Source organism: Pectobacterium versatile, assembly GCF_003932035.1.
GTDB classification, from domain to species: Bacteria; Pseudomonadota; Gammaproteobacteria; order Enterobacterales; family Enterobacteriaceae; genus Pectobacterium; species Pectobacterium versatile.
In genome coordinates this window covers 1,074,662-1,088,776 of sequence record NZ_CP034276.1, presented here as the reverse complement: position 1 = coordinate 1,088,776, position 14,115 = coordinate 1,074,662, and the positions used below count along the sequence as shown (strand labels likewise).

The following is a 14,115-nucleotide window of genomic DNA, read 5'->3' as shown; positions in this document are numbered from 1 at the left end:
TCAAAATATTCTCATCACACAGCATTGATGTATGGTATTAAAAATAGACTAAAAAAACCTTAAAGACATACTAGCCATTTGGCTGAGCCATTAACAGGGAACAAGACATATAAGAATGACAAAAGGCACATAAAATGGAGTAGCCCGTCTCCCTACGAAACTGTTGTACCTTGATATGACAGAACCCACTCTCACATCAATAATCGCGCTGGTATCACCGCTATACATCCTGATTTAAAATTGATAAAAATCAATAAAAAACCAGTAAATACATTACTTTACCTTTCTATACTTCCCACCTTTTGACCTTCCCGTAGGGGGAAGGTGTAACGTCATAACCTGTGATTCCAGATAATGACTCTATTGAGGGGAAGTGATGATGAAGATAAAGATGATGGCGGCACTGTTCGCTCTGACGTTGAGCGGGTCGGGTTTCGCCGCAGCGACTGACGCTAATGCGTTTCTGGCTAAACAAGGGCTGGCGGGGAAAAGCGTCGAACAGATCGTCGATACGATCGATCAATCGCCGCAGGACAGGCCGTTGCCCTACAGCGCGTCGATTACCAGCAAAGAACTGAAACTATCCGATGGGCAGCAGCAGTATAGCTATCCGCTGGGAAATAAATTCTATCTCTCATTCGCCCCTTATATTCAGCAAACCCATCCCTGCTTTAACCACAGTTTGTCTGGGTGTCAGGGTGAGCTCGCGAATACGGCGTTTGATGTAAAAATCACGGATAAAGCTGGCAATGTTATCGTGCAAAAAACCCTAAACAGTCATCAGAACGGTTTTGTTGGCGTATGGTTACCGCGCAATATTGAAGGAACGATTAATGTCACCTATCAGGGACGCGTAGCAAGCTCGCCGTTTGCGACCTATGACGACAGTCAGACCTGCATGACGACATTGCCATTGAAAGAGGCGTAGCAGAAAGAAGCCGCGAACACGAATTCAGAAACCCAGCGACATCGCTGGGTTTTTTATTTAACGGGGGAAAGGCGCGCCCGCAAACGTGACTCACTCACACCACGCCTGTGTCTACGCGCTTACCAATATCTTTGAGCTGCGAGTATTTTTCTAACAGGCCGGGCGCGTCGTCCAGACTCATGGCAAACATCCACATGTAGGTCATCACCGAATAGATATGCCCCGCATTGGTTCCGCCATTAAGCGTCATGTGCAGGATCGTCAGTGAAAACAGGACGGCAGCCGCAGCACCGATGGACAAGTAGCCCAGCGCCTCACGATCCGACAGGCGAATACGCAGTCCAGCCAGCACATGGTAATGCTTGGTCAATGAAGCCGCCGTCGCGCTGCTGACAAAGTCAACCTCTTTTTCCAGACGGTTATTTAATTTACCGAACAGCACTTCGTTCTTGCGGGTGTAGCTTGGCAGGAACAACGTAAAAAACAGCAGAATGACGATGCAGGCCACGCCCGCCCAGAACTCAATCACCAGCAGCATCACCGCCGCACCGATGATAGACGCCAGCGACGTGATCAGTACCGGAAGGTGGATTTCAAAAAAATCCACGAACTCGCGTGAAAGCGCCACGCGGGCCGCAATAGTTGAGTGGTTATGGTTTTCTTTTCTCTGCGCCAGAATCACTGGTACAGCCAGCGCAGCATAAATACGGGCGAACGTGCGGGTATCCACGCTGCGCCGTGCCGCGCCAATCGCCCACATAATGAAAACCATCAACGCATACAGCACCGCGTGCCAGGGCTGAGCATTCAGAATCGCGTTAATGGCGAAGCCCGCCATCAGGGGATAAAGCAGATAAGTTACATTCTCCGCCACGACTAACAGCAGAGTGAGAATTAGTTTTTTGCCATGCAGCTTTCCGAGTTTTTTAAGGGTGACAGCGGCACTATGCGAAACCTTGACCGGTTCGCTGATATTATGGGTTTGCATGAGAATCGTATTTAACAAAGTTATACTTGAGCGGTTGCTCAAGAGCAAAAATTGTATTTGAGCACTTGCTCAAAGTCAACGCGGGGACAGTAATGAAAGAGACGACGACAGCGCTAAAAGACAAAATCCTTGATGGCGCAATCGAGCTATTTATTGAAAAAGGCATAGAGAAAGTGACAACACGCGAACTGGCGGAACACGTTGGTATCTCGCGCAGCCATCTTTATCACTACTTTCCTGACTGGCAGACGCTATCAATTGAGGCGCTAACCGCATTCATGCAGGCAGATTTGGAAGACGTCGCAGCAGAAATCGCCACGTTGACGCCGAAAGAAAAACTGCATGAGCTGGTGAAGAATTACCTGCCGGGTACGACTGACGTCATCTGGAATCTGTATGGATCGCTATGGCAGTTAGCCGTTCACAATGCCGCTTACGCAGAACTCGCCCATATAATGGCAGAGAAATGGTTTTCCTTATTGGAAGACATCATCGCATCAGGCGTCGCGTCCGGTGTCTTTAAAAATACCGATACCCAGCGCGTTTCCCGTCAGCTAGGCGCGCTGTTAAACGGCTACTCCGATCATTTGATTATTAATCCTGATCCTGCTGATTTTCAGCAAGCAACTGAAGATATTGATGATTTTATACAACGCGTGTTGTGAAATGCCTGGTCAGTACACCCGCATAGCGATTAATGCGTGTTCTTGTTCCAACACGCATTAATCGCGGATATTACACGCCATCTTGGATTGAACGGTGCTAATCAGATAAGCATGCTTCGTCAGCATTTCGAACTGGATGACATCATTTTCAGCTAATATCGGAATCGCTTCATCGGGGGCATTATCACTGATGTTCTTATTCATCGCGATATTGTGCACCACCAGACGGTTCCCATCCCACACTGAATCAAAGCTGAACGTACGCCGAATCGTCAGCGGCACGCTATCCTCACCAATATAAAGACCGTTGACCAAAACCAGCGCTCTGTTTTGTTTATTTAGATAAAAATAGACGTCATATTCCTTTCTGATTTTCTGATCTTCTACGTAGAGTTTTACCTCAGCCTGGCAGACCAGCGGCTTTCTGTATAAATTGCTCTTTAAATAAAAAAGGGTCCCCAGAGAAAATGAAATAAAAAGCACCAATATGGTGCAAAGAATCTTCTTCCTAACTTTAATTATTAACATAAGTTACACATCCCTTCCCATCCTTCTTGCAGGAAATAACGATTTCACTCTTCTTATCCAGCATTCCAGATATAACGATTTTTTTCGACAGGAAGAACAATGTGTTATCTGAACACAGGCTTTCATAGTCGGTCGGGAGGGGATAGCCAACGCTATCATATAAATAGAAAAGATCGCATTTCCCGTTCATCTTCACATCGACAAGATGCCTATACGGGAAGCGATTTACGTTCTCCAGCGTGAGCAGGAAAATCCCCACTACCGCTACCCAGATGAGAAGGTACTTGATGTATTGCTGTTTTTTTACGGGTTCAGGAATGGCGTGATGTTCTATAGAAAATGGCTTTTTTCCTTCATAAAAACCCTCTTCAACATCCTGATTTAACGTTTCTTTCTCTTCTCGTTCTTCACCCATTACTGGCTGGATAACAATACTGTTAACGTTAAAAACAATACCCAACTTAGGAATAGTCACAATCGAATCTGAAAGATCAAATTCGCGTAATACCTTTCTGAGTAGAGAGAGATAGTTGTTGAGATTATTAAGAGAAGGGCAAAGTGCGTGCTTTTCCAGTGCCTCCTTTAACAAAAAATCACGACTTAACGTTACCCCCTGATTCTCTATTAGCAAGCAGAGCAATCGAGAAATAGGAAAGCTCAAAGAGGTTGCTTCGTTTTCACGTTCTATCCATGCAAGTGTTCCATCTCCCTCATTAAAAATGATTAAATCATTAATCAAATAAACCATACGTCCTTTTTCCATCAAGATTAAGAGGCGTTATTCGTTTGTTATAAGTAGCTTGATAGATACGTTATTTCTTGATGATAAAGCCTACAGAATAGTCTGAAAATAGCACCATACCTAAAACAACAAATACGTTATCTATAAAAGCAAATAAATTATATACATAGCCAGACAGGCTCGAACTTCAGCAAGGATAAAAACTTACTTATTTATTGTCAAAGGTTATTTAAGGTTCGTTTAAGATCCATCTAAACAAAAAGACATTTCATTATTTTTATAAAACGACAGCGGTTTAGCACCATCACCACACAAAGAAACAGAATAGTAAATAACATATTGAATTAACATGATTTATGTCTAAAAGTGATATTTACCCATTGAGATAGCATTGAAATAAGAAAACACCATATCAGAATAAAAACCTAAATAAATGTAAATTTAAAAAATAAAAACTAAATAAATATATTTAAAGCAATATATTTGACCATAAAACCACCCGACATTACCATTCACCTCGTTCCAGAGTAATCGATTGAGCAGGCGGGTAAATATATTCACCACGTGGAAAACCGGTAAGCCGCCAGTCAATCAACAGAGACATTACAAAAGAGAAGGCATTACTCATTATGCATGAATGCGCTGAGCATTCATGAGAGTAGCGCTCACGCTTTAACATTCACTTTTAAACAAAGTAACCCACAGAGAGAGCACAATATGAAATTATCAAAAATCACCCTGGCATCCCTTATCTCCGTCATTTTTTCTGTCGGCGCACATGCCGCAGATTCACATAATGGCTCAGTGACATTTAAGGGAAAAATTATTGATACGCCTTGCTCAGTATCTCAGGACGATCTGCATCAAACGATCGAGTTTGGCGAAATCAGCAAAACCGTGCTGGAAAACGGTGGCACGTCAGAAATTAAGCCGTTTGATATCACCTTAAAAGATTGCAGCCTGGATACGGCAACCAGCGCCAAAATTGTTTTCTCCGGCGGCGTAGCATCGGGTACCAATAATCAACTACTGGCATTAAATGGCAGCGCAACCGGTGCAGGCATTGCCGTAGAGCGAGTCGGTGAGAAAATTAAATTCGACGGAATCACGCCAGCCGTACCCGCTACTCCGCTGGCAAATGGGGATAATATTTTCTCCTTCACGTCTTATGTCGCAAAACTCCCAACCCCACAGGAAGGGGAATCGCCAGTAATCACGACAGGTTCCTTCGCCAGCACGGCTAATTTTGTTGTGTCCTATCAATAAAATTCCGTTGCGCTAACCATTCGTTGCGCTAACAACAGGGTATATCCCCTAAATAATTCAAGTTTCAGGAAGGCGGCAAGAGAAGGAGTCCCGATGAACTTACTCAGGTAAGTGATTCGGGTGAGTGAACGCAGCCAACGCACATGCAACTTGAAGTATGACGGGTATAAGCAATCAAATGGGGAGGCCTCCTCCCCTATACCTACATTATTCCCCATATCGAATGATATGAATGGATAACCACAACGCGGCATTTGCTTAAGCACCTATTCCTATGGCAATGAAGAATATTACGTTCAAAGAAAAAATAAAATCTGCGTTATTTCGCGGCAGTATTTTTATTTTTTCTTTGAATACGACATCGCTCAGTGCAACGGAATTTAACGTTAACGTACTGGATGTCGACGATCGTAGTGAAATTGATCTTAGCCATTTTTCCGATCCCGAATACGTCACGCCCGGCGCTTATCTTTTATCCCTAAAGGTGAACTCGCGTGAAATACAGCAACTGATCGTTAACTATCTGCCGGAAGGCAATAATCGCTCCCGCCCAATGGCCTGCCTTCGGCCTGAACTCGTCGATAAACTGGCGCTAAAAAAAGAAGCACGCGACAAAATCGAATTATGGAATAACGGCGCATGCGTCGATCTGACCCCCATTGCTGGCGTTAACGTCTCTAACCAGATAGGCATGGGAGCGCTGAATATTACGATTCCTCAGGCATGGCTGATGTACAGCGATCGCAACTGGATTCCGCCCGAGCAATGGGATCATGGTATCGGCGGTGCGCTACTGGACTACAACCTCGTCGGGAACGTACGCCGTGATACCAACGGCAAAGGCACTTCACACTATCTCAGCAGCTACGGTACAGCCGGATTCAATCAGGGTGCCTGGCGTTACCGTGCCGATTACCGCTATTTTCTGCAAAAATCGCGCAACTCGAATCGCGATCGTTTCTCGTGGGATCAGTTTTACGCCTATCGTCCGCTGCCAACGCTTTCAGCCGATCTCAAGCTGGGGGAAATGTATTTCAGCAGCAACCTGTTCGATAGCTATCGCTTTACCGGCATCTCATTAGCCAATAACGAGAACATGCTTCCCCCTTCGCTGCGTGGCTACGCGCCCGAAATTCGCGGCGTCGCCAAATCAAACGCGACGGTGACCGTCACGCAAAATGGCAGGCTGATTTATGAAACCACTGTGCCTGCCGGTCCCTTTGCCATTCAGGATATGAAAAACGGCGTCAGCGGGACGCTGGATGTCCGCGTGACGGAAGAAGACGGTACGGTGACGACGTTCCAGACCGAATCGGCCAACCTGCCTTACCTGACTCGGCCGGGACACGTGCAGTATAAACTCGCCGCCGGTAAGCCCTCGAATACCAACCATCGTCTGCAAGGTCCGGCCTTTTCTGCCGCCGAAGCCTCATGGGGATTATCCAACGCGTGGTCGGTGTACGGCGGCACTATTTTGTCCGATGGCTATCAGTCCTGGTCTGCGGGCATCGGGAAAAACCTCTACCTGCTGGGCGCGCTGTCCGCTGACGTCACGCAGTCACGCGCCACGCTCCCGGCACCGTACTCGTCGCAAATGGGGCATGCTTTCTCGCTCAACTGGTCTAAATACTTCAACTCGATCGATAGCCAAATCAGTTTTGCGGGCTACCGCTTTTCAGAGAAGACCTACATGAGCATGGCGCAGTATCTCTATGCGCTGAATCTTGATAGCCGCTATCGCAATGAAAAAGAGCGCTACACCATTACGCTGTCAAAAAACTTCGCGACGCAGGAATCATCCTCCGTGCTAAGTGGGCTATCGACCTACGTCACCTATACGCGCCAAACCTATTGGAATGAAACGCAACAGGATCGCTACGGGATTTCACTCAACAAGTACCTTGATATTGGTGCATTTAAAGGTATTGCCGCGAATTTATCGGCCTACCGCACCGAATTCAACCGCCGTACCGATGACAGCCTGTACCTGAGCTTTTCTATTCCACTCGGAGAGAAGGATCGCCTGAGCTACAGCATGGGGCGCTACAACGACGGCAGCAATCAGGCGCTGACCTATTCCAATAACGCCGATCCGCGTCGGACCTGGAACCTGAGCACCCGGCACGACAGCAAAGAGAAAACTTACCTGAGCGGCAACTATACCCATCTGGCCCCCATGACGGATGCCACCGTAGGCGTTGCCTGGCAGCAGGATCGCTACACCTACCTGAACGGCTCACTGCGCGGCGGGATTACCGCAACCCGCCACGGCGTCGCAGCACACCCGAAAGGTAATCAGGGCGGCACCCGTATCATGGTAGACACCGAGCAAGCAGGCGTGCCGTTCTCTGGCAGCCAGGTTGAGACTAACCGCTATGGTCTGGCCGTGATTGCTGGCACCAGTAGCTACTACGATGTGTCGACTCGCATTGATGTACAGAAATTACCGTCAGACATTGAAGCAGTGACGACAGTCGTTCAGGGCACGCTGACCGAAGGCGCAATCGGCTACCGCAAATTTGACGTGGTGAGCGGGGCAAAAATCATGGCGAATGTTGCACTGGCCGATGGCAAAAATCCCCCGTTCGCCGCTCAGATCAAAAACAAGAAAGGTCGCGATATCGCCATGATCACCAACGGCGGGCAGGCCTACATCACCGGCGTGTCGCCTGACGAAACGCTGTCCGTCATCTGGGAAGGGAGAACACAGTGTGTCATCACCCTGCCCCCGACTTTAAATCACCTTGATGCACTGCTGCTTCCTTGTAAATAAGCGGCGCAAAGAAAGAGAAAAATCTGGAGAGTACGTTATGAAGCACACCGTTTATCAGCGAGTAGCAGGGTTCCTCATCAGCAGCCTGTTTTTGATGCCCTCAGCCTATAGCGCCCTGAGCCTCGATCGCACCCGCGTTATTTTTAACGATGAGGAGCAATCCGCGACGGTCATGTTGATGAATCAAAATGCAGAGAATCCGTTTCTGGCGCAGTCCTGGCTGACGGACGACCAGCATAATAAAGTGACAACACCGCTGATGGTGCTGCCACCGTTACAGCGCATCGAAGCAAAAGGATATAGCCTGATCCGTCTGGTCAAGACCGAACAAATCAGCCAATTGCCAACCGACCGCGAATCGCTGTTTTACCTTAACGTCCGGGAAATTCCCCCCAAGACGGACAAACCTAACGTATTACAGATCGCCATTCAGTCTGAAATTAAGGTGTTCTTCCGCCCCCGTGGCGTAAAGCCAGCCAAAGACGAAATCTGGCAGGAAAAACTGATCGTCCGAAAAACGGGAAACACCTTTCAGGTCGAAAACCCCACGCCGTACTACATCACGGTCAGCGGCATCCTGAAACAGCCCAAAGCGACACGCGCCACCCCCACCAGCCTGCTGAAGGGCAACGCCTTTATGGTCGCGCCACGTTCAACGCTGTCGGTTGAGGTGAATGACGGCGCGGTCGAACGCTTCTATCTGTATTACGTCAACGACTACGGCGGCCATCTGGAGTTGCCTTTTACCTGCGCACAAAACCAGTGCCAGCCCGTCATCCGTAAATAAGCTACAGGGAACCCGCCATGTCTTGGTTAGCTGCTCGTCAACATCGCACTGTCGCCCTCTGCGCATCGCTCTTGTTCGGCTTAACGGCGTTTAACGCCAGCGCGCTGGAATGCCGACTGGGCACCGTGACCGGCCCAGTAAACGACTATGAGGATATCGGTACGCTAAAGATCCCCGCGACCTTGCCTATCGGCAGCCGTCTGTGGACGTCAAAACCCTATACCCGCAATCTGGCCTGCTGGGCGTATAAATCCGTGCGCCCGCAGGGTGAGATGTCCTATTTCTATCCCAACCCCGAAGGCAAGGTCATCAGTCAGGGCGTTGGCATTGGCATCATCTATAACGGCCAGGATCTCGGGGTGATTACCAATGGCGGCTCGACCGCATCCCGCGTCTCCACAGGACAGTGGATCGCACCGGGCCCCAGCGGTTCAACGCCACCATCCAACCCGACCATGCTGAATGTCACGGTGCAGCTCTACCTCGAAAAAACGGGGAATATCACCGACGCCACGGCAGGCGTGGATTCGCTACGCGTCTTCCAAATTGACGGCGAAGGGGGCATCAATAACAAACCCGACAGCAACTATGGCTTAACGCTGTCAGGGCTACACGGCATCGACATTATGCAGTGCGCCGCGAAGATCAACGTCTCGCCCGATAGCTATGTCGATTTTGGTACGGTCCGAGCGTGGTCGGGTACGGAGGCCAACGCGCTGGCGCAAACGGAATTCCACATCAACGTATCGACCGACGGTGGAGAAGACTGCGGCAAGGGGTTCGATCTGGACATCAACTTTGATGCCTCTTCACGGGGACATTCACTCGTCGGGGTAGACGGCATGAACATGGGCAATGGCTCCACGCTGAAGATCGAAGATACGCGCAGCGGCAATAACGTGGCATTTAACCAGTTTATCGGTCTGGTTGACGGCCTGACAGCATCGAGCGGTCAGGTTGAACGGCGCTATACGGCACGGCTCTACGCCTCCGGCCCCGCAGTGATAGGCGATACTGAGAAAAATATTATCCTACGGTTTAATTATCATTAATCCGTCTTCCTACGCGAGATCGCAACGATGATAAAACACAACAATACGGTAGCGAAAACCAGGTCACGCGGTACCCTACTCGCCTTCACACTTGGCCTCATCGCGCTGCATTCAGGTGCATCCTTCGCGCAGCAGATGACAACGCTGGACGATCGCGAAGTGACCTTCCGCGTTTTAGTCGTCAACGCCGCCTGTAATGTGAGTACAGAGAGCAAGTCGATTGTGGTGGACATGAGTGAAGTCTCTGACCGCTATTTAAAAGCCAATCACTACGGTGACTGGCATGACTTCACAATTAACCTCACGGACTGCAATCTGGATACCTACCAAAACGTCACTATCCGTTTTTCAGGTAAAGAAGAACCGCTCTTGCCCAAGCGGCTGGCGCTGGATACGCCATCCGGAGCCAAAGGCATCGCGGTTGGCATTTATCATGCTAACAAACTGGTCGGCATCAACAGCAGCACGGACAGCATTGTGCTGCAAAGCGGAGACAACACCATTCCCTTTTCAGCTCGTATCGAAAAGATACGCGACGATTTGATTCAATCCGGCGATTTCATGGCAACGGCGAATTTTACATTGAGCTATTTATAGCGATGTTAATCCCTAGTCCGCCATCAGCTCGCGCAGCATCCGTTCAGGGTGATTAAGGAAAGCGCGTATGACCTGATAGTGTTCCGTGTCCTCGTACGCGACCTGCTGTATTCCGTCTTCACCGAACTGAAAGATCGTGGCATCAGGATATGCCATCAGGATCGGAGAGTGGGTCGCGATAATAAACTGCGACCCTTCACGGATGAGATCGTGCATGCGGGCAATCGCAGCCAACTGCCTGCTGGGCGACAGCGCGGCTTCTGGTTCGTCGAGCAGATAAATGCCCTCTTTACCAAACCGATTGAGCAACAGCGCCATGAAGGATTCGCCGTGGGATTGTTCATGCAGCGAATGCCCGCCATAGGAATCGATCACCGGCGGATCAAAACCCGGTTCGCTATCCAGACGCTCAATTTCCGTCGCGACATTGAAGAAACTCTCCGCACGTAAGAAGAAACCATTTTTAGGCTTCTTGATGCCTTTCGCCACCCGCAATAAACTCGACAGTCTGGAATGCGACGTACGGGTGCCGAAGTTGAAATTGCGGGTACCGCCTTCCGGGTTGAACCCCATCGAAACGGCAATGGCTTCTAACAGCGTGGATTTTCCCGCGCCATTTTCGCCGATAAAAAAAGTGACTTTCGGGTGCAGTTCCAGCTTATCCAGCGAGCGAATCGACGGAATAGAAAACGGATAGGCCTCGAATGAATCCACCTTTTCGTGAACCAGCGCGATTCGGCTAATGTATTGCGTTGAGATCATTCTCTGTCTTCCTGACGGGTAATGATGATGAGTGAGTGGCGTGTTTTTTCCATTACCTTAGCAAACGAATAAAAAGCGTCAATGCCTGATATTCATCCCCCATCAGGCTGTGATCACCGTCGCAGACGTGATATTTCCTCACTTTTTCCTAATTGCGCTGGCCGCCTTCATTTTCGCCGCCACTGTGGAGTAGCACAACGCATGCTGGGCATCTGCACATGGTTATTCCTTTCACTCATTTCCTATAACACTTTCGTAACCTACCTACGCAAGGTGTAAAAAATGACAACGACAACAACCGTATCATCTGCCCACACCAGAGAGGCGCATCTCGCCTCGGCCATTGCCAAATTCTTCAAGCGTATTATCCCGATGCTGGCCGTTATGTTGATTATTAATCAGATAGATAGGTCAAACATCGGATTTATAAAAGCAGAACTCCAGACCGACGCCGGCATCAGCGCAGCAGCATTTGGTCTTGGCGCAGGGCTTTTCTTTATCGGCTATGCGCTGTTTGAAGTGCCCAGCAACCTGATGATGAAGAAATTCGGGGCACGGGTGTGGCTGACTCGCATCATGATTACCTGGGGAGCCGTCGTGGTCGCGACGGGCTTTGTCACCAGCCCTATCCAGTTTTATGTCCTGCGTTTTTTACTCGGCGTAGCCGAAGCGGGTTTCTTCCCCGGTGTGCTGTATTACTTCCGGCTCTGGGTGCCTAACGCCTGGCGCGGCCGGGCAACGGCGCTGATCCTCAGTGCCAGCGCGGGCGCGTTTCTCTTCTCCGGCCCGATTACCGGAGCCATCCTGATGATGCATGATTTTCTCGGCATTGCAGGCTGGAAATGGGTGATGTTTTTAGAAGGCGCGGGGTCGATTCTGGTCGGGATTCTGGCGGCTTTCGTACTGGTCTCCAGCCCTGATAAAGCCCGCTGGCTCAGCGCAGAAGAAAAACAGGCTTTGGAGCAACAGCTACAGCAGGAAGAAATAGAGCGCGATGCACAGCAGGAAAATACCGGAAAACTGCGCTTACTGACGGACCGCAGAACACTGTTCTACTGCGCCATCTTCTTTACCATGACCATGACGGGTTACACGCTGGTATTCTGGCTCCCACAGATTATCCAACGTATTCAGGGGTTCAGCAGTTTCGGTATCGGGCTGCTTACCGCCATCCCTTGGCTGTGCGCCATTATTGCCATCAACCTTGTCAGCAAATTCAGCGACAAACATCGCCAGCATTTACCCAAAGCGCTAGGCGTCGCCATGCTGATTGCCGCCTGCGGCACGTTTATGGCAACGATCGGATCGCCGTGGTTCGGCTTCCTCGCCATGATCGTTGCCTGCATTGGCTCAAAGGTCAGTGCCACCTTCTTCTGGCCCATGCCGCAGGGCAACCTTCCTGCATCCATCGTCGCACCGGGGATCGCCCTGATCAACTCCATCGGCAACCTCGGGGGCTTCGTCGCGCCTACCGTCTTTGGCTATCTGGAATTAAAAACCGGCAGCACAACGGGCGGGCTCTATTCGCTGACCGCAGTTTCCGTCGTCACCGGTCTGTTCTTATTGCTGCGTAGCACACACGCCACGCCGCCCAGTTCATTCAAACCTATGGAGCATCGAAATGTCTGACAGCCCTATCATTAAAAAAATGGAGGTCATTCCGGTCGCCGGATATGACAGCATGCTTTTGAATATTGGCGGTGCGCACAACTGCTACTTCACCCGGATTCTGGTGACGCTAACAGACAGCGCGGGCAATACTGGCGTAGGGGAATGCCCCTGCCATTCCAGCACGCTCGCGGTGCTCAACGATTTCATCCCACAGGTGGAGGGAACCTCATTACTCAAGCTGAACACCACGCTGAGCACGCTGTTTAAAAGCGACAAGCGCAATCTGAGTAGTGGACAAAGCGACAATACCGCGATTCACATTCCACAGATGAACCCGGAGAAATTTTATAATGCGGTAGCCGCGACGGAAGCCGCGCTGCTGGATCTGACCGGTCAGTTCTTAAACCTTCAGGTCGCAGAACTGCTGGCAAGCGGCAAGCAGCGCGAGTCGATTCCGATTCTGGGATACCTTTTTTACATTGCCGACCGCACGAAAACCGATATGAATTACCTGCCCGGCGAAACCGGAAAACACGACTGGTTTTATCTGCGCCATCAGGCAGCCATGGACGACGCCGGCGTGATTCGTCTGGCGGAAGCCGCCAGCGATCTCTACGGTTTTAACGATTTCAAACTCAAGGGCGGCGTGCATCACGGCGAAAAAGAGGTTGAGACGGTAAAAGCGCTGCTGCGCCACTTCCCTGGCTCGCGGGTTACCGTGGATCCCAACGCCAGCTGGTCTCTGGATGAATCGATACGCTTAGGGCGGGAGCTACAGGGGCAAATACCGTATCTGGAAGATCCGTGCGGCGCAGAGAACGGCTATTCCGGCCGGGAAACCCTCGCCGAATTCCGACGCGCCACCAACATTCCCGTAGCAACCAATATGATTGCTAACGACTGGCGCCAGCTTAATCACGCACTCCAGTTGAACGCCATCGATATTCCGCTAGCCGATCCGCACTTCTGGACCATGCGCCATGCCAATACCGTGGCGCAGCTGTGCCACGAATGGGGATTAACCACGGGTTGCCATTCCAACAACCATTTCGATATCTCGCTCGCCATGGTGGCTCATCTGGGTGCCGCCGCACCGGGCGAACGCATCACGCCGTTTGATACCCACTGGATATGGCAGGATGGACAGCAGCTCACGCATGAAGCCCCACGGATTGAAAAAGGCCATTTGCATTTGCCGGAAGGTCCGGGATTAGGGATTACGCTGAACAGGAAACGGGTGGAGGAGGCGCACCGGCTTTATCTGTCACTCCCGGATAAAAACCGTAATGACGCGCTCGGTATGCAGTTTTTAATCCCTAACTGGTCGTTTAACGCCAAACGGCCATCGCTGGTTCGTTGAGAAAATCCCCCGCCGATGCTGTCGGCGGGGGATGATGTTTTACTTAAGATTTAGAC

At 50.1% G+C, this 14,115-nt stretch carries 13 protein-coding genes; 9 read left to right on the top strand and 4 right to left on the bottom strand.

Going from position 1 to position 14,115, the window contains the following annotated elements; all coding sequences use genetic code 11:
• Window positions 1-376: 376 nt before the first annotated feature.
• Window positions 377-928, top strand: coding sequence for a copper-binding periplasmic metallochaperone CueP (gene cueP, locus EIP93_RS04955; RefSeq protein ID WP_170309989.1), 552 nt, complete (start codon window positions 377-379; stop codon window positions 926-928).
• 94 nt (window positions 929-1,022) lie between these two features.
• Here the strand turns inward: cueP and EIP93_RS04950 are convergent, their stop codons facing one another.
• On the bottom strand, window positions 1,023-1,916 hold the full coding sequence (locus EIP93_RS04950; RefSeq protein WP_125232371.1) for an ABC transporter six-transmembrane domain-containing protein: 894 nt from the start codon (window positions 1,914-1,916) through the stop codon (window positions 1,023-1,025).
• A 92-nt stretch (window positions 1,917-2,008) separates the two neighbouring features.
• On the opposite strand from EIP93_RS04950, the gene EIP93_RS04945 reads away from it, so the two are divergent.
• Entirely contained in the window at window positions 2,009-2,581 is a 573-nt protein-coding gene (locus EIP93_RS04945; protein WP_125232370.1) for a TetR/AcrR family transcriptional regulator, read from the top strand.
• A gap of 57 nt (window positions 2,582-2,638) precedes the next feature.
• On the opposite strand, the gene EIP93_RS04940 is transcribed toward EIP93_RS04945, so the two are convergent.
• Entirely contained in the window at window positions 2,639-3,109 is a 471-nt protein-coding gene (locus EIP93_RS04940; protein WP_040031140.1) for a hypothetical protein, read from the bottom strand.
• Window positions 3,096-3,857, bottom strand: a complete 762-nt coding sequence (locus tag EIP93_RS04935) for a winged helix-turn-helix domain-containing protein (RefSeq protein ID WP_040031139.1) — start codon at window positions 3,855-3,857, stop codon at window positions 3,096-3,098. Before EIP93_RS04935 ends, EIP93_RS04940 begins: the two co-directional genes overlap by 14 nt.
• A 711-nt stretch (window positions 3,858-4,568) precedes the next feature.
• On the opposite strand from EIP93_RS04935, the gene EIP93_RS04930 reads away from it, so the two are divergent.
• From EIP93_RS04930 to EIP93_RS04910, 5 genes are all read left to right on the top strand, one after another.
• Window positions 4,569-5,117 (top strand): fimbrial protein, encoded by a 549-nt coding sequence (locus EIP93_RS04930; protein WP_039472120.1) that lies wholly within the window; start codon window positions 4,569-4,571, stop codon window positions 5,115-5,117.
• A gap of 274 nt (window positions 5,118-5,391) precedes the next feature.
• Complete coding sequence (locus EIP93_RS04925) at window positions 5,392-7,890, top strand: fimbria/pilus outer membrane usher protein (protein WP_125232369.1); 2,499 nt, start codon at window positions 5,392-5,394, stop codon at window positions 7,888-7,890.
• Between the two features lie 37 nt (window positions 7,891-7,927).
• The gene (locus tag EIP93_RS04920; RefSeq protein WP_125232368.1) at window positions 7,928-8,677 is read left to right on the top strand and encodes a fimbrial biogenesis chaperone; all 750 of its coding nucleotides are present in this window, start codon (window positions 7,928-7,930) and stop codon (window positions 8,675-8,677) included.
• Window positions 8,678-8,694: 17 nt separating this feature from the next.
• Window positions 8,695-9,729, top strand: coding sequence for a hypothetical protein (locus tag EIP93_RS04915; RefSeq protein WP_125232367.1), 1,035 nt, complete (start codon window positions 8,695-8,697; stop codon window positions 9,727-9,729).
• A gap of 27 nt (window positions 9,730-9,756) precedes the next feature.
• Window positions 9,757-10,326 (top strand): fimbrial protein, encoded by a 570-nt coding sequence (locus tag EIP93_RS04910; protein ID WP_125232366.1) that lies wholly within the window; start codon window positions 9,757-9,759, stop codon window positions 10,324-10,326.
• 12 nt (window positions 10,327-10,338) lie between these two features.
• Here the strand turns inward: EIP93_RS04910 and EIP93_RS04905 are convergent, their stop codons facing one another.
• The gene (locus EIP93_RS04905; protein WP_125232365.1) at window positions 10,339-11,088 is read right to left on the bottom strand and encodes an AAA family ATPase; all 750 of its coding nucleotides are present in this window, start codon (window positions 11,086-11,088) and stop codon (window positions 10,339-10,341) included.
• 282 nt (window positions 11,089-11,370) lie between these two features.
• On the opposite strand from EIP93_RS04905, the gene EIP93_RS04900 reads away from it, so the two are divergent.
• Window positions 11,371-12,717: an MFS transporter gene (locus EIP93_RS04900; RefSeq protein WP_010301931.1), complete on the top strand. Its 1,347-nt coding sequence runs from the start codon at window positions 11,371-11,373 to the stop codon at window positions 12,715-12,717.
• Complete coding sequence (locus EIP93_RS04895) at window positions 12,710-14,059, top strand: enolase C-terminal domain-like protein (RefSeq protein WP_109225528.1); 1,350 nt, start codon at window positions 12,710-12,712, stop codon at window positions 14,057-14,059. The genes EIP93_RS04900 and EIP93_RS04895 overlap by 8 nt, the downstream gene beginning before the upstream one ends.
• Window positions 14,060-14,115: the final 56 nt, after the last annotated feature.

Excerpts from the sequence above, each read along its gene's own strand:
- cueP (WP_170309989.1), top strand. The coding sequence starts at position 377 with ATGATGAAGATAAAGATGATGGCGGCACTGTTCGCTCTGACGTTGAGC.
- EIP93_RS04950 (WP_125232371.1), bottom strand. The coding sequence starts at position 1,916 with ATGCAAACCCATAATATCAGCGAACCGGTCAAGGTTTCGCATAGTGCC.
- EIP93_RS04945 (WP_125232370.1), top strand. The coding sequence starts at position 2,009 with ATGAAAGAGACGACGACAGCGCTAAAAGACAAAATCCTTGATGGCGCA.
- EIP93_RS04940 (WP_040031140.1), bottom strand. The coding sequence starts at position 3,109 with ATGTTAATAATTAAAGTTAGGAAGAAGATTCTTTGCACCATATTGGTG.
- EIP93_RS04935 (WP_040031139.1), bottom strand. The coding sequence starts at position 3,857 with ATGGTTTATTTGATTAATGATTTAATCATTTTTAATGAGGGAGATGGA.
- EIP93_RS04930 (WP_039472120.1), top strand. The coding sequence starts at position 4,569 with ATGAAATTATCAAAAATCACCCTGGCATCCCTTATCTCCGTCATTTTT.
- EIP93_RS04925 (WP_125232369.1), top strand. The coding sequence starts at position 5,392 with ATGGCAATGAAGAATATTACGTTCAAAGAAAAAATAAAATCTGCGTTA.
- EIP93_RS04920 (WP_125232368.1), top strand. The coding sequence starts at position 7,928 with ATGAAGCACACCGTTTATCAGCGAGTAGCAGGGTTCCTCATCAGCAGC.
- EIP93_RS04915 (WP_125232367.1), top strand. The coding sequence starts at position 8,695 with ATGTCTTGGTTAGCTGCTCGTCAACATCGCACTGTCGCCCTCTGCGCA.
- EIP93_RS04910 (WP_125232366.1), top strand. The coding sequence starts at position 9,757 with ATGATAAAACACAACAATACGGTAGCGAAAACCAGGTCACGCGGTACC.
- EIP93_RS04905 (WP_125232365.1), bottom strand. The coding sequence starts at position 11,088 with ATGATCTCAACGCAATACATTAGCCGAATCGCGCTGGTTCACGAAAAG.
- EIP93_RS04900 (WP_010301931.1), top strand. The coding sequence starts at position 11,371 with ATGACAACGACAACAACCGTATCATCTGCCCACACCAGAGAGGCGCAT.
- EIP93_RS04895 (WP_109225528.1), top strand. The coding sequence starts at position 12,710 with ATGTCTGACAGCCCTATCATTAAAAAAATGGAGGTCATTCCGGTCGCC.